Source organism: Pseudomonas sp. F220 (genome assembly GCF_057813935.1).
This window is the reverse complement of sequence record NZ_JBVASJ010000025.1, coordinates 53,025-74,871: the sequence shown is the minus strand read 5'-3', so window position 1 is coordinate 74,871 and position 21,847 is coordinate 53,025. Positions and strand designations below refer to the sequence as shown.

The 21,847-nt window shown below is 60.1% G+C and carries 26 protein-coding genes; 11 read left to right on the top strand and 15 right to left on the bottom strand.

The features are described from left to right. Positions 1–255 precede the first annotated feature (255 nt). The 3 genes from ACZYSM_RS19990 to ACZYSM_RS19980 all read right to left on the bottom strand — a co-directional run bounded on the left by ACZYSM_RS19990 (position 256) and on the right by ACZYSM_RS19980 (position 2,291). A complete protein-coding gene (locus ACZYSM_RS19990) occupies positions 256–1,308 on the bottom strand; it encodes a PDDEXK nuclease domain-containing protein (RefSeq protein ID WP_489073774.1) in 1,053 nt (350 codons plus the stop codon). Continuing rightward, a complete protein-coding gene (locus ACZYSM_RS19985; RefSeq protein WP_489073772.1) occupies positions 1,305–1,637 on the bottom strand; it encodes a hypothetical protein in 333 nt (110 codons plus the stop codon). The genes ACZYSM_RS19990 and ACZYSM_RS19985 overlap by 4 nt, the downstream gene beginning before the upstream one ends. Before the next feature lie 486 nt (positions 1,638–2,123). Then, the gene (locus ACZYSM_RS19980) at positions 2,124–2,291 is read right to left on the bottom strand and encodes an SDR family oxidoreductase (protein WP_489073770.1); all 168 of its coding nucleotides are present in this window, start codon (positions 2,289–2,291) and stop codon (positions 2,124–2,126) included. Between ACZYSM_RS19980 and ACZYSM_RS19975 the strand changes: the two genes are divergently transcribed. The 5 genes from ACZYSM_RS19975 to ACZYSM_RS19955 all read left to right on the top strand — a co-directional run bounded on the left by ACZYSM_RS19975 (position 2,221) and on the right by ACZYSM_RS19955 (position 7,895). Beyond that, positions 2,221–2,556 (top strand): LysR substrate-binding domain-containing protein, encoded by a 336-nt coding sequence (locus ACZYSM_RS19975; protein ID WP_489073768.1) that lies wholly within the window; start codon positions 2,221–2,223, stop codon positions 2,554–2,556. The genes ACZYSM_RS19980 and ACZYSM_RS19975 overlap by 71 nt on opposite strands. A gap of 165 nt (positions 2,557–2,721) precedes the next feature. Beyond that, positions 2,722–2,964, top strand: coding sequence for an exodeoxyribonuclease VII small subunit (locus ACZYSM_RS19970; RefSeq protein WP_003228627.1), 243 nt, complete (start codon positions 2,722–2,724; stop codon positions 2,962–2,964). Continuing rightward, on the top strand, positions 2,961–3,848 hold the full coding sequence (gene ispA / locus ACZYSM_RS19965; RefSeq protein ID WP_489073765.1) for a (2E,6E)-farnesyl diphosphate synthase: 888 nt from the start codon (positions 2,961–2,963) through the stop codon (positions 3,846–3,848). Before ACZYSM_RS19970 ends, ispA begins: the two co-directional genes overlap by 4 nt. Positions 3,849–3,958: 110 nt before the next feature. After that, positions 3,959–5,857 carry a 1-deoxy-D-xylulose-5-phosphate synthase gene (dxs, locus tag ACZYSM_RS19960; RefSeq protein WP_489073763.1) on the top strand — a complete coding sequence of 633 codons (1,899 nt, stop codon included), beginning with the start codon at positions 3,959–3,961 and terminating at the stop codon, positions 5,855–5,857. A 154-nt stretch (positions 5,858–6,011) separates the two neighbouring features. Then, positions 6,012–7,895, top strand: a complete 1,884-nt coding sequence (locus ACZYSM_RS19955) for a TonB-dependent receptor domain-containing protein (RefSeq protein ID WP_489073761.1) — start codon at positions 6,012–6,014, stop codon at positions 7,893–7,895. 134 nt (positions 7,896–8,029) lie between these two features. On the opposite strand, the gene ACZYSM_RS19950 is transcribed toward ACZYSM_RS19955, so the two are convergent. From ACZYSM_RS19950 to nrdR, 11 genes are all read right to left on the bottom strand, one after another. Further along, on the bottom strand, positions 8,030–8,827 hold the full coding sequence (locus ACZYSM_RS19950; protein WP_489073759.1) for a cobalamin-binding protein: 798 nt from the start codon (positions 8,825–8,827) through the stop codon (positions 8,030–8,032). After that, on the bottom strand, positions 8,827–9,246 hold the full coding sequence (locus tag ACZYSM_RS19945; RefSeq protein ID WP_489073757.1) for an MFS transporter: 420 nt from the start codon (positions 9,244–9,246) through the stop codon (positions 8,827–8,829). The genes ACZYSM_RS19950 and ACZYSM_RS19945 overlap by 1 nt, the downstream gene beginning before the upstream one ends. Then, on the bottom strand, positions 9,243–9,860 hold the full coding sequence (ribA, locus tag ACZYSM_RS19940) for a GTP cyclohydrolase II (protein WP_489073755.1): 618 nt from the start codon (positions 9,858–9,860) through the stop codon (positions 9,243–9,245). The genes ACZYSM_RS19945 and ribA overlap by 4 nt, the downstream gene beginning before the upstream one ends. Before the next feature lie 205 nt (positions 9,861–10,065). Then, positions 10,066–10,569, bottom strand: coding sequence for a phosphatidylglycerophosphatase A family protein (locus ACZYSM_RS19935; RefSeq protein WP_489073753.1), 504 nt, complete (start codon positions 10,567–10,569; stop codon positions 10,066–10,068). After that, a complete protein-coding gene (gene thiL, locus ACZYSM_RS19930) occupies positions 10,566–11,531 on the bottom strand; it encodes a thiamine-phosphate kinase (protein ID WP_489073751.1) in 966 nt (321 codons plus the stop codon). The genes ACZYSM_RS19935 and thiL overlap by 4 nt, the downstream gene beginning before the upstream one ends. 175 nt (positions 11,532–11,706) lie before the next feature. Continuing rightward, the gene (gene nusB / locus ACZYSM_RS19925; protein WP_489073749.1) at positions 11,707–12,207 is read right to left on the bottom strand and encodes a transcription antitermination factor NusB; all 501 of its coding nucleotides are present in this window, start codon (positions 12,205–12,207) and stop codon (positions 11,707–11,709) included. Beyond that, positions 12,204–12,680 (bottom strand): 6,7-dimethyl-8-ribityllumazine synthase, encoded by a 477-nt coding sequence (ribH, locus tag ACZYSM_RS19920; protein WP_010449364.1) that lies wholly within the window; start codon positions 12,678–12,680, stop codon positions 12,204–12,206. Before ribH ends, nusB begins: the two co-directional genes overlap by 4 nt. Before the next feature lie 90 nt (positions 12,681–12,770). Beyond that, the gene (gene ribBA, locus ACZYSM_RS19915; RefSeq protein WP_489073746.1) at positions 12,771–13,862 is read right to left on the bottom strand and encodes a bifunctional 3,4-dihydroxy-2-butanone-4-phosphate synthase/GTP cyclohydrolase II; all 1,092 of its coding nucleotides are present in this window, start codon (positions 13,860–13,862) and stop codon (positions 12,771–12,773) included. 16 nt (positions 13,863–13,878) lie between these two features. After that, positions 13,879–14,541, bottom strand: coding sequence for a riboflavin synthase (locus ACZYSM_RS19910; protein ID WP_489073744.1), 663 nt, complete (start codon positions 14,539–14,541; stop codon positions 13,879–13,881). Positions 14,542–14,587: 46 nt separating this feature from the next. Continuing rightward, the gene (gene ribD, locus ACZYSM_RS19905) at positions 14,588–15,721 is read right to left on the bottom strand and encodes a bifunctional diaminohydroxyphosphoribosylaminopyrimidine deaminase/5-amino-6-(5-phosphoribosylamino)uracil reductase RibD (RefSeq protein ID WP_489073742.1); all 1,134 of its coding nucleotides are present in this window, start codon (positions 15,719–15,721) and stop codon (positions 14,588–14,590) included. Next, the gene (gene nrdR, locus ACZYSM_RS19900) at positions 15,718–16,182 is read right to left on the bottom strand and encodes a transcriptional regulator NrdR (RefSeq protein ID WP_489073740.1); all 465 of its coding nucleotides are present in this window, start codon (positions 16,180–16,182) and stop codon (positions 15,718–15,720) included. The genes ribD and nrdR overlap by 4 nt, the downstream gene beginning before the upstream one ends. Before the next feature lie 128 nt (positions 16,183–16,310). Between nrdR and ACZYSM_RS19895 the strand changes: the two genes are divergently transcribed. From ACZYSM_RS19895 to trxA, 3 genes are all read left to right on the top strand, one after another. Next, the gene (locus ACZYSM_RS19895) at positions 16,311–16,772 is read left to right on the top strand and encodes a hypothetical protein (protein ID WP_489073738.1); all 462 of its coding nucleotides are present in this window, start codon (positions 16,311–16,313) and stop codon (positions 16,770–16,772) included. Continuing rightward, a complete protein-coding gene (locus ACZYSM_RS19890) occupies positions 16,769–17,425 on the top strand; it encodes a class I SAM-dependent methyltransferase (RefSeq protein ID WP_489073736.1) in 657 nt (218 codons plus the stop codon). Before ACZYSM_RS19895 ends, ACZYSM_RS19890 begins: the two co-directional genes overlap by 4 nt. Before the next feature lie 199 nt (positions 17,426–17,624). After that, entirely contained in the window at positions 17,625–18,497 is an 873-nt protein-coding gene (gene trxA / locus ACZYSM_RS19885) for a thioredoxin (RefSeq protein ID WP_489073734.1), read from the top strand. A 107-nt stretch (positions 18,498–18,604) separates the two neighbouring features. On the opposite strand, the gene ACZYSM_RS19880 is transcribed toward trxA, so the two are convergent. Further along, positions 18,605–18,952, bottom strand: coding sequence for a hypothetical protein (locus ACZYSM_RS19880; RefSeq protein ID WP_489073732.1), 348 nt, complete (start codon positions 18,950–18,952; stop codon positions 18,605–18,607). Between the two features lie 133 nt (positions 18,953–19,085). Between ACZYSM_RS19880 and ACZYSM_RS19875 the strand changes: the two genes are divergently transcribed. The 3 genes from ACZYSM_RS19875 to ACZYSM_RS19865 all read left to right on the top strand — a co-directional run bounded on the left by ACZYSM_RS19875 (position 19,086) and on the right by ACZYSM_RS19865 (position 21,807). Then, positions 19,086–19,682, top strand: coding sequence for a DUF2796 domain-containing protein (locus tag ACZYSM_RS19875; protein ID WP_489073730.1), 597 nt, complete (start codon positions 19,086–19,088; stop codon positions 19,680–19,682). Positions 19,683–19,829: 147 nt separating this feature from the next. Continuing rightward, positions 19,830–20,540, top strand: coding sequence for an ABC transporter ATP-binding protein (locus tag ACZYSM_RS19870; RefSeq protein ID WP_489073728.1), 711 nt, complete (start codon positions 19,830–19,832; stop codon positions 20,538–20,540). Position 20,541: 1 nt separating this feature from the next. Then, positions 20,542–21,807: an ABC transporter permease gene (locus ACZYSM_RS19865; RefSeq protein WP_489073726.1), complete on the top strand. Its 1,266-nt coding sequence runs from the start codon at positions 20,542–20,544 to the stop codon at positions 21,805–21,807. Positions 21,808–21,847: the final 40 nt, after the last annotated feature.

Sequence of the window (21,847 nt, the reverse complement as noted above, 5' to 3'; positions counted from 1 at the left end):
AGCCGCCTGAAGTAAGACTCTTACTGCCCAGTGACCGGGGGGCAGGCAGCGCCTTCGCCCCCCCATTACCGCACCTTTGCCCATCACCTTGCGCCGAGAGTTAGAAAAAAGATGAAGGAAATCAAAGATCGCTCAATGTCATTGCATTCAATGCATGAGGTTATAAGCGAGAGGTTTATCTACCCCCCCGCCGACAGGTAGGGTAGCCCTCTTCTGCCAACCAGCCGAGGGTTTCCTGTTCCAATTGGTCTTCGATCATTCCACTTCACTTCCTGTGTTCAGCTCATCGGCCAGCTCCGCCTCAATCTCGGCAATGCTCGGCAGATTTCTTCCCAGATTTTCGGGCAAATCGCGCAATAGTTGATATTCGGCGACGCCGATGGGTTTGTCGATACCCGACAACGCGTACTCGGCCACCAGGCGGTTTTGCTGTTTGCACAGCAGCAGACCGATCGTGGGTTTGTCGTCCTCAGCCTTGATTTGTGCATCCACAGCAGCCAGGTAAAAATTCAACTGGCCGGCGTGTTCGGGTTTGAAGGCCGTAGCCTTGAGCTCCACAACCACGTAACACTTGAGCCGGGTGTGATAGAACAGCAGGTCGATAAAGAACTCATCACCGCCTACGTCAAGGCGAAACTGTCGACCGACGAAGGCAAAACCCGCCCCTAATTCCAGCAAAAATCGGGTGATATGGCGGATCAATCCATCTTCGATATCGCGCTCGTGGGCATCGTCGCCCAGACCAAGAAAATCGAACAGGTAGGGATCCTTCAGGGTTTCTTGGGCCAAGGCCGATTCAGCAGCCGGCAGACGGGTGACAAAGTTGGTGACCGCTGAGCCCTGGCGCTGCTGCAAGCGGTTCTTGATGTTCTGCTCCAGCGTACTGCGTGACCAGCCATGTAGGACGGTGTGTTGCGCATACCACTCGCGCTCAGCAGGGCTGTCCAGCTTGGTCAGCAGGGTCACCACGTGGAACCAGGGCAATTGGTCAGCAGCCTGCTGACCAAATTGGCGATCCGGGCAATGCTGAGCGAAGAAGCGCATGTACTTGAGGTTGCTGGCTGACCAGCCCTTCATATCCGGAAAAGCATCCTTGAGGTCGCGGGCCAGACGCTCGATGACCTTACCCCCCCACCCATGGGCTTCCTGACGCTGTTGAATCTCGCCGCCGAGGCGGTGATACAGCTGCACTAACTCGGCATTTACGGCCAGCGCCGCCCGCTGCCGGGCCTGGCTGATGTCGCCTTTGAGCTGAGTAAGCCAGTCTGCATAGGCCTCAGGCAGCGCGGGAGTCGTTTCCTTGCTCATGCACAAACCTCCTCGACCATCTCCTCGGCTTCCCGCAGACGCAGTTGGCCGGAAATCAGGCGTGGTAGTAGGGTGTCGCGGAGTTGGGTGTACTCGGCGGCGTCCATGTTGGCGCGCATCTTGTCAGTGGTAGCCCACAGAGTTTTCTGCAGGTCCTGCAGAGTGCTGCTGGTTGGGTTAGCGACGGCTTTGCGCCCGGACTTTTTTTTCAGTGGCTCAAGTTCCCCATTGTCAGCGCTCTCGCTCGGCGCATAACGGGTGCGGGCCTGATTGAGCGCCTGTTCAGCGAGACTGCTGGCGGCCTGTTCGGCACCTTTTTGATCCGTCATGGACTATGGCCTACATTCGACGCAGATAAATTGTGCGGTAAAAAATGAAAACCCGACCACAGAAGTCCGGGCGAGGATAGTCAGTATGATAACGGGTCAATGGTGTTTCGTCTGACTTGTACGGATCAGAAGATCCGCTCACTATTTTGCGATCCGGCTTGCCGCGCATAGCAACGGCTGACGGACCCGCTGGTTGGGTGTCATAATTTGTGTTCAGCCTCACGAAAAAAAACGTTGGCTGAACCCCAAAAAAAGCCGGTCATTTGCCGTGCAAAAACCACAAAAAAGTGGGGGATCAAATGGGGGATCAGAGCGTTTTCAAAAGTACCTAAATCATTGTTTTTCAAAAACATAGACTAATAAAAAGCTAACCACAAGCCGGCTTTTTAATGCCTGAAATAAAATCCCCCATCACCGCATCGTCAACCCGCCATCCACCGCATACTGGCTCCCGGTGACATAAGACGCATCATCCGAAAGCGGAAACTATGCTACTGCCGCCGCTTCAGCCGACGTGCCCATCCGCCTGAGCGCACGCTGACTCACGGCCTTATCCTCGAACTGTTTGCGTACTTGATCCGACATGAAGCTACGGAACTGGGTGTCGATGGGCCCGGGAACCAGCACATTGACCCTGATGCCGCGCTCGCCCAAGGCTGCCGCGCAACAGCGGGCCATGGAGATTACCGCGCCCTTGGTGGTCAACGAGCCGGAAATGCTGACACGCATCGCACTTGAAGGCACCGGCATCGCTTATTTGCTCGAACATCAGGTTCGGGAACACATCTCGGCCGGTAGACTGGTTCATCTACTTAAGGACTGGACACCCGCCTTCCCCGGGTTTTACCTCTATTACCCCAGCCAACGGCAGATGCCCGCTGCACTTGGAGCCTTCCTGGACTTTGTGAAAAAACGTTGAGCACGTCGGCCCAGCTGGACGTTGAGCGAATAGCTCGCACAGCCGGCTCACCTAATGAGCCGAATAAACCCTTTACTTGGCTCATCTTCCTGGCGCTGCTTATTTGCCCCAACCCCCCATGTCTGCTAGTGTCGCGCCGGTTTAACGTCAACCGGAATAGCCGCCATGGCCCGCAAAAAAGCTGCCTTAGATTTCGAACAATCCCTCGCTGACCTGCAAACGCTGGTCGAGCGTCTGGAGAACGGCGAGCTGTCGCTGGAAGACTCGTTGACAGCCTTCGAACAAGGCATCGGCCTGACCCGCGATTGCCAGGCTGCTCTGGCCCAGGCCGAGCAGAAGGTTCAAGTGCTGCTCGAGCGCGACGGAGAGCTGGCCGAGGAACCCTTCGACGCGGAACAGCCAGAATGATTGCCGCCTATCAGGCCAGCAGTCAGGCCCGCGTCAACGCGGCACTGGAAACCCTGTTCTGTGCGCCCAGCCCTGAGCTGACCCGCCTGTATGAAGCCATGCGCTACAGCGTGATGAACGGCGGCAAACGCGTGCGCCCGCTGCTCGCTTACGCGGCCTGCGAAGCCCTTGGCGGTGCCCCCGAGCAAGCCAACGGCGCGGCCTGTGCGGTGGAATTGATTCACGCGTATTCGCTGGTGCATGACGATTTGCCGGCGATGGACGACGACGATCTGCGTCGCGGCCAGCCCACTACTCACAAAGCTTTCGATGAAGCCTGTGCGATTCTTGCCGGTGATGGCCTGCAAAGCCTGGCGTTCAGTGCCTTGCTCGATCCGCGACTGAGCACTCAGGATGCCGAAACCCGCTTGAGCATGGTCAGCGCCCTGGCGTTGGCAGCAGGCCCGGCGGGCATGGTTGGCGGTCAGGCCATCGACCTCGGTTCGGTCGGTCTCAAGCTTGATCAAGCGGCGCTGGAATACATGCACCGACACAAAACCGGCGCGCTGATCGAAGCCAGCGTCAAACTGGGCGCCCTGGCCAGTGGCCGCGCCGAGAAATCCGAACTCAAATCCTTGCAGACGTATGCACAGGCTATTGGCCTCGCGTTTCAGGTGCAGGACGACATCCTCGATGTCGAAAGCGATACCGCGACCCTCGGCAAACGCCAGGGTGCCGACATCGCCCGGGACAAACCGACCTACCCAGCCCTGCTCGGCCTGGAAGCGGCCAAAGCCTATGCCCTGGAACTGCGCGATCAAGCCTTGCACTCCCTGCGACTGTTTGACGCGGCGGCCGAGCCGTTGCGGGACCTGGCACGCTATATAGTCGAGCGTCGCAGCTAAAACAGCTGCGACTCTGGACTGCATATCGGTCAACTTCCGAGCTCTGCGTGGGCAGCTTGCGATCCATAAGGTAAACTGCCGCCTCTTCTATACCTATAACGATTCGCCTGATGCCCACGACGTTTCATGAGATTCCCCGCAAGCGCCCGACCACGCCCCTGCTCGACCGTGCCGACACGCCGGCCGGCCTGCGCCGGTTAGGTGAAGCCGAGCTCGAAACCCTGGCCAATGAGCTGCGTCTGGAGCTGCTCTATTCGGTCGGCCAAACGGGCGGCCATTTCGGTGCCGGCCTTGGCGTTATCGAGCTGACCATTGCGCTGCACTACGTATTTGACACTCCGGACGACCGTCTGGTGTGGGACGTGGGCCATCAGGCTTATCCGCACAAGATACTCACCGGCCGTCGCGAGCGCATGGGCACCCTGCGCCAGAAGGACGGCATCGCTGCCTTTCCGCGCCGTTCCGAGAGCGAGTACGACACCTTTGGCGTCGGCCACTCCAGCACCTCGATCAGTGCCGCGCTGGGCATGGCGATTGCTGCCCGCCTGCAAAACAGCGAGCGCAAGGCCATCGCGGTAATCGGTGACGGCGCATTGACCGCGGGCATGGCTTTCGAAGCGCTGAACCATGCGCCGGAAGTCAACGCCAACATGCTGGTGATCCTCAACGACAACGACATGTCGATCTCGCGCAACGTCGGTGGCCTGTCGAATTATCTGGCGAAGATCCTTTCCAGCCGCACTTACGCGAGCATGCGTGAAGGCAGCAAAAAAGTGCTGTCGCGCCTGCCCGGCGCCTGGGAAATCGCCCGTCGTACCGAAGAATACGCAAAAGGCATGTTGGTCCCCGGCACGCTCTTCGAAGAGCTGGGCTGGAACTACATCGGCCCGATCGACGGCCACGACTTGCCCACGCTGATCGCCACCCTGCGCAACATGCGTGACCTCAAGGGGCCGCAGTTCCTGCACGTGGTCACCAAGAAAGGCAAAGGTTTCGCTCCCGCGGAAGTCGACCCGATCGGCTACCACGCCATCACCAAACTCGAACCCCTGGATGCTCCGGCCGCAGCGCCGAAAAAATCCAGCGGGCCGAAGTATTCCAGCGTGTTCGGCGAGTGGCTGTGTGACATGGCCGCCGCCGATCCGCGCCTGGTCGGGATCACTCCGGCGATGAAGGAAGGCTCCGACCTGGTGGCCTTCAGCGAACGTTTCCCGCTGCGCTATTTCGACGTGGCGATTGCCGAACAACACGCCGTGACCTTCGCTGCCGGTATGGCCTGCGAAGGCGCCAAACCAGTGGTGGCTATCTATTCGACCTTCCTGCAACGCGGTTACGACCAGCTTGTGCACGATGTAGCGGTGCAGAACCTCGACGTGCTGTTTGCTATCGACCGTGCTGGTCTGGTGGGCGAAGACGGTCCGACCCACGCCGGCAGTTTCGACCTGTCGTTCCTGCGCTGCATCCCGGGCATGCTGGTGATGACCCCGAGCGACGAGAACGAACTGCGCAAAATGCTCAGCACCGGCCACCTCTACAACGGCCCGGCCGCTGTGCGTTACCCACGCGGCACCGGGCCGAATGCACCCATCGAGAAAAACCTCGAACCGATTGAAATCGGCAAAGGCGTGATTCGCCGTCAGGGCACTAACGTCGCTCTGCTGGTGTTCGGCGTGCAACTGGCCGAAGCGCTGAAAGTCGCGGACAAACTCGATGCGACCGTCGTCGACATGCGCTTCGTCAAACCGTTGGATGAAGCGTTGGTACGCGAGATCGCTGGCAGCCACCAGTTGCTGGTGACCATCGAAGAAAACGCGATCATGGGCGGCGCCGGTGGTGCAGTCAGCGAGTTTCTCGCCCGCGAAAACATCCTCAAGTCGATGCTGCATTTGGGCTTGCCGGACGCTTACGTCGAGCACGCAAAACCTGCGCAAATGCTTGCCGAGTGCGGTCTGGACGAAGCCGGGATCGAAGCTTCCGTTCGCGAACGCTTGCAACTGCTCAACGTCTAGTACAACCCTGTGGGAGCGGGCTTGCTCGCGAAAACGGACTGTCAGTCGACTTGGATATTGACTGAACTACCGCCTTCGCGAGCAAGCCCGCTCCCACATTGGTTTTGTGCAACCTTCAAATGTGTGTTCGCTACAACGTGCCAATGGATTGCCCATGAAACTCCCCCGCCTCGCCCTGACATTGTCCCTTTTGCCTGCCGGACAGCTTTTGGCTGACACCTTCGAACGCGAACAAGCCCTGAAGCTGCCAGACATGCTGATCAGCGCCAATCGCCAGGTTGAAGCCCGCAACGACAGCAGTGCCGCCAATACTGTCTTTACCCGCGAGGACATCGACCGTTTGCAACCGAGCAGCGTCATCGACCTCCTCAGTCGGGTGCCGGGCGTGCAGGTCGCGCAAGCGGGCGGGCGTGGTAGCCTGCCGGGGATTTACATCCGCGGCACCAAGTCGGCGCAGAGTCTGGTGCTGGTGGACGGTCAGCGCATTGGCAGCTCGACCTCCGGCGACAGCAACCTGCAACACCTGAACATCGCTCAGATCGAGCGTGTGGAAGTGCTGCGCGGTTCGCGCTCGGTGATTTACGGCAGCGATGCGATTGGCGGGGTGATTCAGATCTTCACCCGGCGCGGCGCCGGACAGGGCCTGCAGCCGCGTCTGCACCTGGGATTTGGCAGCAACCAGACCTGGGAGCGCAGCCTGGGCTTGTCCGGCGGCGATGAACAAACCCGTTTCAACCTCGGTGCCAGCCTCGATGAAACCGCCGGTATCAATCGCACTCATGAGTCCTTCCCCAGCGATGGAGATCACGACGACTATCGCAACAAATCCCTGAGTTTGAGCCTTAGCCATTCCTTCAGCGATGACATCGAAATTGGCCTGAACCTGCTGGATAACCGTGGCAAAAGCGAATTCGACAGCCCGTTCGGACGCTTCGACGCGAGCACCCTCCAGACCTTCAGCCAGCAGCCTTACAGCGATTTCACCGTCAGCAGCGTCAGCAGTTATGTCGACGCGCGCATCAACGAATTGTGGAAGTCCCGAGTGGAACTGGGCCACAGTGAAAACCGCGAGACCACCTTGGACAAGCTGAGTGACGAGCGCAGTGTGTTCAACACCTATCGCGATTCGGTCAACTGGCAGAACGACCTGACCCTTGATGACCGCAACAGTTTGATCCTCGGCGCCGACTGGTACGAAGACCGGATCAACAGCAGCACCGCCTTTGAAGAAAACAGCCGCTGGAACCGTGCGGCGTTTATCCAGCATCGCTTCCAGGCTGAAAGCTTCTCCACCGAACTGGGCCTGCGCCGCGATCAGAATCAGCAATTTGGCGGTCAGAACAGCTGGAGCGGCACCTTCACCCTCCCGCTGAATCCGAACAACGATGTGCTGCTGACCTACAGCGAAGGCTTCCGCGCGCCGACCTTCAACGACCTGTACTACCCCGATTTCAGCAACCCGAACCTCAAACCCGAGACGTCGAAAAGCTACGAGCTGCAATGGCGCAGCCAGTTGAGCGAGACCAGCCGCCTGGAAACCTCGCTCTACCGCACCAACCTTGAAGACGCGATTATTTTCGGCAAAAACTCTCGCCCGGAAAACGTCGCCTCGGCACGGATCAATGGTTTCGAAGCGGCACTCAAACAAGAGCTGTTCGGCTGGCAAAGCAACCTCGGCCTGACAATCATTGACCCGCGCGACCGCGACAGCGGCCACACCCTGAGCCGCCGTGCTCGCCGAACCTTGAGCCTGGATCTGGATCGGCAATTCGATCGGCTCAGCCTTGGAGCCAGCTGGCAAACGGTGAGCAGCAGCTACGATGACGAAGACAACCGGGACCCGTTAGGCGGTTACGCCTTATTCGGTTTGCGCAGCAGTTGGGCGCTGAATCGCGAGATCAAGCTGGAACTGAAAGTCGACAACCTGCTGGACAAGGCTTACAGCCGTGCGCTCTACAGCTTTGACGGGAATAACTATGGTTATCGGGAAGAAGGTCGGGCATGGATGTTTGGGGTGACCTGGACGCCGGAGATCTAGCCGAAAATTTTCGGTATCCGGGCTGACGTCATCGCGAGCAAGCTCGCTCCTACAGGGCATGCGTCAGACATTAATGCTGTGATCAACCGAGAACCTGTAGGAGCGAGCTTGCTCGCGATGAATACACCTCGGTATTACTGACCCGGTGCTATCAACTCACACAACTTGGCCGTGGCATTGACCATTTGCCCGCTCGGCCGCTCCAGGCCTTTATCCGTCACCAGCAGCAATTGCCCCTGCGCCACCGCCCTCACCTGCGGCCAGGCTTTCCAAGCGTCAAGCTGCGCCTGGCTGCCGGCCAGAATCACCTCGGGATTACGCTGCAACACCGATTCCAGATTGACCTGCGGTGCTGGTAATTCCAGGTCAAAAAACACATTGCGCGCACCGCAGACCTCTAACGCATCACTGATGATCTGCCCGCCGCCGACGGTGTACAGCGGCTGGTCCCAGACCTGATAGAACACCTGCAAAGGCTCATCCCGCTGATAGCGCAGGCGCAGGTTCGCAAGTTGTTTGCGCAAGTCTGCGGCCAGTTTTCGGCCACGCTGTGGCCGGCCAAGCTGCTCGGCAATCGCTTCAATCTGTGTGGTGAGTTGTTCGAGGCTGTGGGGTTCGGCAACGTAGGTGGGGATGTTCAGTCGCTTGAGTTGTTCACGCTGCGCCGGGCCGACGCTACCAGGCCAGAGCAACAGCAAATCCGGCTTGAGGCTGAGCAGGCGCTCCATATCCAGCTGACCATAGTGTCCGACCGAGGGCACGGCTTTCAGCTCAGGCGGACGCTCTCCAGCATCGAGGACGCCGACCAGCAGATCGGCAGAACCCAGCTCAACGACGATTTCAGAGAGAGACGGCGCGAGGCTGACCACCCGCTCCACGGCCGCCACCGAGCCACTGACGGCCAGCAGCAGGACCGCCAGCCAACCGCGCATCAACCGAGCTGACGTGGAATACGGTAGAGGTAGAACAGCACCGCCGTGGACAGCGCCAGCAGACACAACGGCACCGCTTCGAGGCCAACGAATACCGCCAGTGCGCCAATCCAGGCGGGTAGCCCCGCGGCCAGAAACGCTGTACGGCGTTTGGCAGCCAAAGCAACCCAGGCGGCAGGCTCTTCAGCTGTATCGAGGGCTTTTTGGGTGGCGATCAAAGCATGCTTGTAGCCGCCAAAGAAACGCAAGCTGACGAACATCGACGCCATGCCCGCGATAAAGAACGGCATGGCCAGAACCGGCAACACCGCCTCAGTCTGGCCGAACACAGCATTAATCACGAACAACGGCAGCAAGGCCAACGCAAGGTACTGCCACCAGTTGACGGCCAATCGCCGCCGTACTTGACCGCGGGTCACGCCCGATCAGCCTCGCCCTGGTGCTCGTTACCCATCATATGGTCGAGCTTGCTGGCCTTGGTGGCCAGGTAGAGTTTGTTGTGCGGATTGTGACCGGTGTGCAGCGGCACGCGCTCGGCGACCACGATGCCCATGTCGGTCATGGCTTTGACCTTGCGCGGGTTGTTGGTCATCAGGCGCAAGGATTTCACACCCAGATGCTCGAGCATCGGCAGGCAGATGGCGTAGTCGCGCTGGTCAGCGGCAAAGCCCAGACGCTCGTTGGCCTCGACGGTGTCGGCACCGCCATCCTGCAACTCATAGGCTCGGATCTTGTTGAGCAAGCCAATGCCACGGCCTTCCTGACGCAAATACAGCAACACGCCACGGCCTTCGCGGGCAATCGCCTGCAGGGCGGCTTCGAGTTGCGAGCCGCAGTCACAACGCTGACTGAACAAAGCATCGCCGGTCAGGCATTCGGAGTGCAACCGGCCGAGTACAGGAGAGCCATCAGCGAAGTCACCCAGGCTGAGCACAACGTGCTCGCGGCCAGTGGCCTCATCAAGAAAGCCATGCATGGTGAATTGCGCAAAAGGGGTTGGCAGCTTGGAAGCAGCGACGAAAACGACGGGCACCGTGTGCTCCTGATCTGTATGAGGACTGGAGATTCGCAGAGGCGGCATTGTAACAGCACGTTCCTGCAGACGCTTAGGCTGAATTATCGGCCATAACGATCAAGAAGTTTGATCACTAGCCTGCAAAGCCAAGCAGACACGGGCCACCATAGCCGCTGGCGAAGCCTGCGTTCGGTTTGGCCCGCACCCTGACGACCTTAGGCTCTCAGGCGAAGCACCACACCAATCCTTGCATCGCCAACCAGGCAAACACACCTGCCAGAACGTCGTCGAGCATGATCCCTACGCCGCCGTGTACATGCCGGTCGATCCAGCGAATCGGCCATGGCTTGAGAATGTCGAAGAAGCGGAACAACAGGAAACCCGCCAATAACCAGTACCAACCTTGCGGTACCAGCCACAGGGTTATCCACATCCCGACCATTTCGTCCCAGACGATGCCTTGATGGTCGTGTACCCGCAGGTCGTTCGCCACCTTGCCACACAGCCAGAAGCCGAACAGCATGGTGATGCCGAGCATCAGCCAGTAACCCCAGTCAGGCAACATCTGCCATAACGGGATAAAGGGTAACGCAACTAACGAACCCCAAGTGCCCGGTGCTTTGGGCAGGGCACCCGAGCCGAAACCAAACGCCAGAAAATGCCAGGGATTACGCCAGACCGAAGGCGGCACGGTCTCTGCCGGGACCTGTTTGGGATGATCTGTCACGGTGTCTCCCGAAAATGTTGATAACCCCGGGTGGCCGGGGTGATGTCTTGTCCGTCTGCCGCCAAAAGCGTTACGCCCTGCCCGGTCACGACGCGACCGACCACATGCACTGGCCAGCCGTCCGCCAGCAACTGCGGCAGCTCAGCGGGTGGCAAGGTGAAGGCCAGGACGTAATCGTCGCCGCCACTGAGGGCCACAACCCGGGCGGCATTCTCGCCGAGAAACGCAAGCAGTGCCTTCGACAACGGCAGCTTTTCGCTTTCGATCAGCAAGCCGACAGCTGAAGCCGCCGCGATATGCCCGCAGTCGGCCAGCAGACCGTCCGAGATATCCAGCGCCGAGGTCGCCTTGCCACGCAATGCCTGACCCAACGCCAGCTGCGGCTGTGGCGACCAGTAGTGCGCCAGCAATGGCTCGGCGATAGCCGGTTCGGCCGTGCGCTGCCCCAACACCAGCGGCAAGGCGCCCGCAGCATTGCCCAGTTCGCCACCGACGCACAGCAAATCGCCCGGCTGCGCGCCGCTGCGAGTCAGGGCTAAACCTGTTGGCACACCGCCAAACACCGTCATGGTCAAGCTCAGCGGGCCGCGCGTAGTGTCGCCGCCCACCAGCTGCACGCCGCAGCTTTGCGCCATTACGTTCAAACCACGGGCAAAAGCTTGCAGCCAATCGGCATCGACCGTCGGCAACGTCAGGGCAAGGGTAAACGCGAGGGGGGTTGCGCCCATGGCTGCCAGATCACTGACCGCCACCGCCAGCGAACGCTGACCGAGCAGAAAAGGGTCGCAAGGGTCTGCGAAATGCACACCGGCCACCAGGGTGTCGGTGGAGATAGCCAACTGTTCCCCTGCGGGAACAGCCAGCAAGGCGCAATCATCGCCGATCCCCAGTGCAACGCCAACGCCGGCCTGCGCACAAGGCGCGGCGGCGAAGTAATTACGGATCAGTTCAAACTCGCCCATTGGGTATCCTGTCTCACCAATACTGTTCTTTTTTTGGGTGGCGTCTGTTTTCGCCATACTGCGTTGCCGCTCCTCGCCATAGCGGGCTATGACTCGTCGCGGCGCCTTGTCTGGCAACAACAGCCACTCGCAAAAAAAGGAACGTACTGGCGAGACAGGACACTACAAGCGCGAATCAGCGCTTGAACGCCTTCACTTCAGCTTCACGCAGACGCGGGGCCAGCTTGTCGAGCACACCGTTTACGAACTTGTGACCGTCGGTGGAACCGTAGACCTTGGCCAGTTCGATCCCTTCGTTGATCACCACGCGGTATGGAACGTCGACACGCTTGAGCAGTTCCCAGGTGGACAGGCGCAGGACCGCCAGTTCAACCGGATCGAGCTCATCAATGGTTATGTCCAGGCACGGAGCGAGCGCAGAATCGATCTCGGTCTTGTGCGCCGGTACACCGTGCAGGATGTCGTGGAAGTAGGCCGCATCGACATCGCTGAAATCGTTATCGACCCGGAACTGCGCTTCAATCTCGTTCAGCGAAGTTTTGGCCATGTGCCATTGGTACAGCGCCTGAGTCGCGAGCTGACGGGCTTCGCGACGCTTGACGCTCTTGGATGGCTTGCCAGCGTCCGCAGGTTTCGGATCGCGCGGGTTGAAACGATCGCTTTCGTCGCTAATCACTTGGCCTCCAACTGCGCCAGCAGGCTGACCATTTCCAGAGCGGACAAGGCAGCTTCGGCACCTTTGTTGCCGGCTTTAGTGCCGGAACGTTCGATGGCTTGCTCGATCGAGTCGACAGTCAGCACGCCAAAGGCAACCGGTACGCCGAACTCCATGGACACCTGGGCCAGGCCCTTGGTGCATTCGCCTGCCACGTATTCGAAGTGCGGAGTGCCACCACGAATGACCGCGCCCAGGGCAATGATCGCTGCGTATTCGCTGCGCTGGGCAACTTTCTGTGCGACCAACGGGATTTCGAAGGCGCCAGGAGCACGGATGATGGTGATATCGCTTTCGCTCACGCCATGGCGAACCAGGGCATCAACCGCACCGCTCACCAGGCTTTCGACGACGAAGCTGTTGAAGCGGCCGACCACCAGGGCATAGCGGCCTTTGGGGGCGATGAAGGTACCTTCGATGGTCTTCAGGGTCATTCGACAAATCTCTTAAAGAGCCGGGACGCGTTCAGTACGCGTCCCTCAGTGATATTTGAACCGCGAATCAAAGGCCGGAACAGCCGGTCTTTATTCGGAGGGCACGTATTCTACAACTTCCAGATCGAAACCGGATATCGCATTAAATTTCATTGGCGCACTCATCAGGCGCATTTTGCGCACGCCCAGGTCACGCAGGATCTGCGAACCGGCACCGACGATGCTGTAGGTGGTCGGCTTTTTCACCGGAGCGTGCTCCGCAGTTTCACGAATATGCGCCAGCACCACGTCGCCATCGAGTGGGTGACCGAGCAACAACACCACACCACTGCCCGCCTCAGCCACAGCGGCCATGGCCGCACGCAGGCTCCAGCGCCCAGGCTGTTTGACCATCAGCAGGTCGCGCAGTGGGTCCATGTTGTGGACGCGGACCAGAGTCGGTTCTTCAGCGCAAATGGTGCCCAGAGTCAGCGCCATGTGCACGTCGCCTTCCACTGAATCACGATAGGTCACCAGGTTGAACTGGCCCAGTTCGCTGTCCAATGGCTGCTCGGCAATCCGCTGAACGGTACGTTCGTGGATCATCCGGTAGTGAATCAGGTCGGCGATGGTGCCGATCTTGATGTTGTGTTCAGCGGCAAAAGCTTCCAGCTCGGTACGACGGGACATGGTGCCGTCGTCGTTCATCACTTCGCAGATCACGCCACTGGGCTCAAAACCGGCCATCCGTGCCAGATCGCAAGCAGCTTCGGTGTGGCCAGCGCGGGCCAGGGTACCGCCGGCCTGGGCCATCAGCGGAAAGATGTGTCCCGGGCTGACGATGTCTTCAGCCTTGGCGTCTTTGGCAGCGGCGGCCTGCACGGTACGCGCACGGTCAGCAGCGGAAATACCGGTGGTGACACCTTCAGCGGCTTCGATCGAAACGGTGAACTTGGTACCGAAACCGGAACCGTTGCGTGGCGCCATCAGCGGCAGCTTGAGCAGTTCGCAGCGCTCGCGGCTCATCGGCATGCAGATCAATCCACGGGCGTGCTTGGCCATGAAGTTGATGTGCTCGGGCAGGCAGCACTCGGCGGCCATGATCAGATCGCCTTCGTTCTCGCGGTCTTCGTCATCCATGAGGATGACCATCTTGCCTAGGCGGATGTCTTCGACCAGTTCTTCGATGCTATTGAGCGCCACGCGGCACCCCCTTGGGTCAGGATTTGAGGTAGCCGTTGGCGGCCAGAAAGCTTTCGGTAATGTTGCCAGCGCTTGGCTCTGCGGCCTTGTCGCCCAGTAACAGGCGCTCCAGGTAACGTGCGAGCAAGTCGACTTCGAGGTTGACCTGCCGACCTGGCCGGTAGTCAGCCATGATGGTTTCGGCCAGCGTGTGCGGGACGATGGTCAGTTCAAACTCGGCGCCATTGACCGCGTTAACCGTCAGGCTGGTGCCATCAACGGTGATCGAGCCTTTATGGGCTATGTACTTGGCGAGGTCTTTTGGCGCGCGGATACGGAATTGAATGGCCCGGGCATTTTCTTCCCGTGCAACCACTTCGCCTACACCGTCGACGTGACCACTGACCAGATGCCCGCCCAAACGAGTGGTCGGGGTCAGGGCTTTTTCCAGGTTGACCCGGCTGCCGCTTTTCAGCTCATTAAAGGCTGTGCAGTCGAGGGTTTCACGGCTGACGTCCGCCCAGAAACCGTCACCCGGCAGCTCGACCGCAGTCAGGCAAACGCCGTTGACCGCGATGCTGTCGCCGAGTTTGACGTCGGCCAGATCAAGCTTGCCAGTCTCTACATAAACCCGTACATCGCCGCCTTTGGGGGTCAATGCACGGATACTGCCGATGGATTCGATGATGCCGGTAAACATGGAGTCCTCCTCGAGAACAGGGCCGACGCTTAGCGAAAGCCGAGAATTATACGCTCGCTGGTGGCAGAGGGATGGCAGTGACTCGCCAATCATCGCCCACAGCGCGCATTTCAATGATTTTCAGCAACGGCGCTTCACTCATCAGCGTCAGCGGCCAGTCGAGCAATGGTCGCGCCGATGAGCCGAGAAACTTGCCCGCGATGAAGATTTGATATTCATCCACCAGACCTTGCTGAGCGAAAGCCCCCGCCAGACGCGGGCCGGCTTCCACCAGCACCTCGTTGACGCCACGGGCAGCCAGTTCGATCAGCAGCTTGCGCAGATCAACCTGGCCGTCGTGGCCGGGTACGATCAGGCATTCCGGGCCATTGGCATACTGCTCTTCCACCGCGACGCAGGTGGCGACCAGCGCCGGACCGGCCTTGAAGAACGGCGCGTCGAGCGGTACCCGCAGGCGGCCATCAATCAGCACACGCAAGGGAGGTCGAGTCAGCGCCAGCGCAGTCTGCTCGGCATCCAGTCCCAGTTCGTCAGCACGCACTGTCAGCCGGGCGCCGTCAGCCAACACTGTGTCGGCGCCGGTCAGCACCACGCTGACCTGGGCACGCAGGCGCTGCACGGCAGAGCGCGCGTGCGGGCCGGTGATCCATTGGCTTTCACCGCTGGCCATCGCCGTGCGACCGTCCAGGCTCATGGCCAGTTTGACCCGCACAAAGGGCAGGCCGTGTTCCATGCGCTTGAGGAAACCTTGATTGATGGCTCGCGCTTCACCTTCGAGCACACCGCTGTGGATCGCGATACCGGCCTGAGCCAGACGCTGCATGCCACGGCCAGCAACCTCTGGATTCGGGTCCTGCATGGCCGCAACGACCCGCGCCACGCCAGCATTCACCAGCGCATCGGCGCACGGCGGCGTGTGGCCATGATGGCTGCACGGTTCAAGGGTCACGTAGGCGGTGGCGCCCCGGGCGTTTTCACCGGCGGCGCGCAAGGCGTGGACTTCAGCATGGGGCTCGCCGGTGCGCACATGCCAGCCTTCACCAACAATCTGCCCGTCACGCACGATCACACAACCGACTCGCGGATTGGGATGGGTGGTGTAGAGGCCTTTGCGCGCCAGTTCCAGGGCTCGGGCCATGTAGTGGGCGTCGAGGACCGCTTGTTCAGAGGGAATAATCATTCTTTGGCAGGCTCACGGGCCAGGCGATCGATCTCTTCGCGGAACTCGTTGAGGTCCTGGAAGCGTCGATAAACCGAGGCGAAACGAATGTAGGCGACTTCATCGAGCTTTTGCAGCTCGGTCATCACCAGTTCACCGACCACTAGCGACTTGACCTCTCGTTCGCCGGTCGCTCGCAGCTGATGCTTGATGTGCGCCAGCGCAGCTTCCAGGCGCTCGACGCTCACCGGACGTTTTTCCAGGGCGCGCTGCATACCGGCACGGAGTTTTTCTTCGTCGAACGGCTGACGGCTACCATCAGTTTTGATCAGGCGCGGCAATACCAGTTCGGCGGTTTCGAAGGTGGTGAAACGCTCACCGCAGGCCAGGCATTCGCGCCGGCGGCGCACCTGTTCGCCCTCGGCGACCAGACGCGAGTCGATGACCTTGGTGTCGTTGGCACCGCAGAAGGGACAGTGCATGGTGGCAGGCAACAAAAAAAGGGAGGGCCATGGTAGCGCATCCCACTGGCAAGACAAGCCATAGGCTTTACGGTATATAGACCGGCTACTATGTATGCACACCGAATTTAGTTTTGCTGGAGCTTCACATGCCGCTACGACCGCTCGTTTTGCTCAGCCTTGTCAGCCTGCTGGTCGCGTGCAGCAGTGCGCCCAAACCCGCGCCACCGGTGCCAGGGCCTGCGCCACAACAGGCGCAGAAGAAAGCTCAGGAGTCGGCCAACCTCGGCCCGCTGCCGGCCTTTCAGCGCGAATTGAGCGGTAGCCTGCTAGGCGTGCCGGCCGGTGCTGAAGTCGAACTGGCGCTGCTGGTGATCGACGAGCGCGGCCGGCCGCAACAATTGCTGGCCAGCTCCAGCCTGATCGGCAACAACCAGGTGCTGCCGTTCCGCCTGCGCTTCAATCCGGAAACCTTTCCGGTCGGGGCTCGCGTCGAATTACGCGGCCGCGCCAGCCAGTCCGGGCAACTGATTCTGCATTTGCCTTCGCGACGCATTGATCAACCGATTACCCAGGCGCTGGGTCAGTTGCAGTTCTTCAAAGCACCATGACCGTACCGTTCAACCTGCAACAGGCTCTGGGAGAACTGCTTGGTGATGCGAAGCTTGTCTCCTGTCAGTTACCAGAGACCGAGCTGAAGCTCTGGCTGATCGACGCCGAAAACATGGATCGCGCCTTCACCCCGGAAGAAACCCGGCGAATCCTGCATGAACCGCCTTACTGGAGTTTCTGCTGGGCCAGCGGCCTGGCGTTGGCGCGCTATCTCGCGGAGCGGCCGCAGTGGGTCGAAGGCAAACGGGTACTGGATTTCGGCGCCGGTTCCGGGGTTGCCGGTATCGCGGCGGCCAAGGCCGGTGCGCTGGAAGTGGTGGCCTATGATCTTGATCCGCTGGCGATTGCCGCCTGCCGGGCGAATGCCGAGCTCAATGAAGTGGAACTCAGCTACTCGACGGATTTTTTCGCCGAGGCTGATCGCTTTGACCTGATTCTGGTCGCCGATGTGCTGTACGACCGCGCCAATCTGCCGCTGCTTGATGAGTTTTTGAGTCGTGGCCGAGAAGCTCTGGTGGCGGATTCGCGAGTGCGGGACTTTCGGCATCCGGCGTATCAACGGCTGGAAATGCTTGAAGCCTTCACCTTGCCGGACCTGGCAGAGCCTGAAGAGTTTCGCAACGTCAGCCTGTACCACGCGCGGCGCGGCTGAAAAAACATCGCGAGCAAGCCCGCTCCCACATTAGATATTTTTTGATCACAGCATTGTGGGTTGGCGCAGATTTAATGTGGGAGCGGGCTTGCTCGCGATGGCGATCTGTCGGGCAACACACCTGCAACTGCCTGCCCGCTTTCAGCCAACCCCCACCACCCCTTATAGTTAGCCCATTCACGCTTCCAAGAGATGCCCCATGAGTCAGGACACGCCGTACATCTTCGATGCCACCACTGCCGATTTCGACCAGTCGGTGATCGAGAACTCTTTTCACAAGCCGGTGCTGGTGGATTTCTGGGCCGAATGGTGTGCGCCGTGCAAGGCGCTGATGCCGATGCTGCAGCAGATTGCCGAGAGCTATCAGGGCGAATTGCTGCTGGCCAAGGTCAATTGCGACGCAGAACCGGACATCGTTTCCCGCTTTGGCATCCGCAGCCTGCCGACCGTGGTGCTGTTCAAGGACGGCCAACCGGTGGACGGTTTTGCCGGTGCGCAACCGGAGTCGGCGGTCCGCGCGCTGCTTGAGCCCCATGTACAGATGCCACCGCCGGTCGCCGCTGATCCGTTCGAGCAGGCTCAGGCACTGTTTGACGAAGGCCGTTTCGCCGACGCTGAAGCCACACTGAAAACCCTGCTGAGCGAAGACAACAGCAACGCCAAAGCGCTGATTTTGTACGCCCGCTGCCTGGCCGAACGTGGCGAGCTGAGCGAAGCGCAGACCGTGCTCGACGCGATCCAGGGTGACGAACACAAAGCCGCGCTGGCCGGTGCCAAGGCGCAGCTGAAGTTTCTGGGCCAGGCCGCAGGCCTGCCGGATGTTGCCGACCTGAAAACCCGCCTGGCGCAAAATCCGCTGGATGATGAAGCCGTCTATCAACTGGCGATCCAGCAACTGGCCCGTCAGCAATACGACGCGGCACTGGACGCGCTGCTCAAGCTGTTCATTCGCAACCGCAGCTACAGCGAAGGCCTGCCGCACAAGACCCTGCTGCAAGTGTTCGACCTGCTGGGCAACGATCACCCGCTGGTGACCGCGTACCGCCGCAAGTTGTTTGCCGCGTTGTACTGACGGGAACACAGCTCCTACGCCGCCCGCCCGATCCTGTAGGAGCTGCCACAGGCTGCGATCTTTTGATCTTTCGGCAGTCCCGTCTAACGCCAAAAGATCGCAGGCTCCTACGTTAGCTCGCGCCAACTGTAGAGCGGTGTATCAGCGCCGCTCACGACTTTGACCTCAGCGCAGTGGCGCAAGCGCACCAATAAGCGCTTGCCGGCGGCGGCACTGCCGGTCAGGCCTTCCATCTGCTCGAGCAGATCCGGTCCGCTCATCTGCCCTGCCTTGCGCAGCAGATCCTTGGCGATCTGCCACAGCGCATCGTCCTGATTCACTGGTTTGGCCAGCGGCGCACCGCTCTCAGGCTTGATCGCCTGCAGCTGCGCACCCAACTGCGCCCAATCGCCCTCATCGAGTTCCAGGGTCAAGTCCACCGGCCAGTCGCCGATGCTTCCACGAATCCGCAACATAAGTTTTCCCTCACCTTTATGACGAGCATGCTCCCACGCGTCTTGCGCAACGCCAAGCATGCGGTCAAACTCTCGACCTAATTGTTATAAGATCACATAACAAAACTTTCATCTTCATGTCCGGAGACTTGATATGCGCCGTCTGCTTCTCGCCTTGCCGTTTGCCCTGCTGCCGCTGGCTGTCGCTCAAGCCGCCGAGGTCCATGATCACGAGCATGGCAGCCTCGGAGCCCACGAACATGGCGTCGGGCGTTTGAACGCTGCGCTGGACGGTCAGACCCTGGAGCTGGAACTGGAAAGCCCGGCGATGAACCTGGTGGGTTTCGAACACGTTGCCAGCACCGATGAAGACAAAGCCAAGGTTGTTGCGGCCCGCGCTCAGCTGGAGAAACCATTGGTGCTGTTCAGCCTGCCGCAAGCCGCGGGCTGCGTGGTTGCCAAGCAGGAACTGGAAAGCCCGCTGTTCGGCGACAAGCCAGATGCCGATGATCACGACGAAGATGCAGACCATGACGAAGACGCCAACGGCCACGAACATCACCACGAACACAGCGAGATCCACGCCCACTATCAATTCACCTGCGCCACGCCAACCGCACTGAAAAATCTGGACCTGACGCAAATATTCAAGACCTTCCCCGCCACCCAGAAAATTCAGGTACAACTCATCAGCCCGAGCGGTCAGCAAGGCGTTGAAGCGACGGCCAAGGCTGCAATCCTGAAGTTTTGAATTCACACCGACCCCGTAGGAGCGAGCGGTGCGGCGATCCGACTTGCCTGCGATGAACGATGACGCGGCTTGTCTGATTGACTGCAGCGCCTGAATCGCGGGCAAGCCTCGCTCCTACAAGTACTCAACACACATGAAATCGGCTCAATGACCCAAGCACTTATCGAACTGTCCGACCTGAGCTTCAGCTGGCCCGGTCATCCGCAGTTGCTGGATATCCCGGCCTTCCGCCTCGAACCCGGTGAAACGCTGTTCCTCAAAGGTCCCAGCGGCAGTGGCAAGACCACCCTTCTCGGCCTGCTCGGCGGGGTGCAAAAGCCCAATCGCGGTAGCATTCGCCTGCTTGGCCAGGAACTGACCGAACTCTCGGCCGGCGCCCGTGACCGCTTCCGGGTCGATCACACCGGGTACATTTTCCAGCAGTTCAACTTGCTGCCGTTTCTCTCGGTGCGCGAGAACGTCGAGCTGCCCTGCCACTTTTCCAAATTGCGTGCCAACCGGGCGATCCAGCGCCATGGCAGTGTCGATCAGGCCGCCGCGACGTTGCTCGCCCACTTGGGCTTGAAAGATCCGAACCTGCTCAGCCGTCGCGCCGACTCGCTGTCCATCGGTCAACAACAACGGGTTGCCGCCGCCCGCGCGCTGATCGGCCAACCCGAACTGGTGATCGCCGACGAGCCGACCTCGGCTCTGGACTATGACGCCCGTGAGGCGTTTATCCGCTTGCTGTTCGCCGAGTGCCGTGAAGCTGGGGCCAGCCTGCTGTTTGTCAGCCACGACCAGAGCCTGGCGCCGCTGTTTGATCGCAACCTGTCGCTGGCCGAACTCAATCGCGCCGCCACGCCTGCAGAGGTTTGAGATGTATTTGTTTCGTCTAGCCATGGCCAGCCTGGCTAACCGCCGCTTTACCGCGATCCTCACCGCGTTCGCCATCGCCCTGTCGGTTTGCCTGTTGCTGGCGGTTGAACGCGTGCGCACCGAAGCCCGCGCCAGTTTCGCCAGCACCATCAGCGGCACCGACCTGATCGTCGGCGCCCGTTCTGGCTCGGTCAATCTGCTGCTGTACTCGGTATTCCGCATCGGCAACGCCACCAATAATATTCGTTGGGACAGCTTCGAGCACTTCGCCAATAACCCGAAAGTGAAGTGGGCGATCCCGATTTCCCTCGGTGATTCCCATCGCGGTTATCGGGTAATGGGCACCACCGACGCGTATTTCCAGCACTACCAATACGGCCACCAACAAAGCCTGCAACTGGCCAGCGGCCGCGCCTTCGCCACCGATCCGTTTGAAGTAGTACTCGGTGCCGAAGTCGCCGACGCCCTGCATTACAACCTCGGTGACAAACTGGTGCTGGCCCACGGCGTGGCGGTGATCAGTCTGGTCAAACATGACGACAAACCGTTCACCGTGGTCGGCATTCTCAAGCGCACCGGCACCCCGGTGGACCGCACGCTGCACATCAGCCTCGGTGGTATGGAAGCAATCCACATCGACTGGCATAACGGTGCGCCAGCTCAGGGCAATGGCCGCATCAGCGCCGACCAAGCGCGCAACATGGACCTGACGCCGCAAGCCATCACCGCGTTCATGCTCGGCCTCAACAACAAGATTTCGACCTTTGCTGTGCAGCGCGAAATCAACGAATTCCGTGGCGAGCCGATGTTGGCGATCCTGCCGGGCGTGGCCTTGCAGGAGCTCTGGAGCATGATGGGCACGGCTGAAAAAGCCTTGTTTGTGATTTCGTTGTTCGTGGTACTTACCGGGTTGATCGGGATGCTCACCGCGATTCTCACCAGCCTCAACGAACGCCGTCGGGAGATGGCGATCCTGCGTTCGGTCGGCGCCCGGCCTTGGCATATCGCGACCTTGTTGGTGCTTGAAGCCTTTGCCCTGGCGCTATCCGGAGTGATTGCCGGCTTGGGGCTGCTGTACCTGAGCATCGCCCTGGCGCAAGGCTATGTGCAGTCGACTTACGGTTTGTACCTGCCACTGGCCTGGCCGAGCGAGTATGAGTGGACGCTGCTCGGCGGCATCCTGATCGCCGCGTTGCTGATGGGCAGCGTGCCGGCCTGGCGCGCCTACCGACAATCGTTGGCCGATGGCCTGTCCATTCGTTTATGACTCTCTGTTTATGACCACCCTGTTTATAAGGAACCACGTC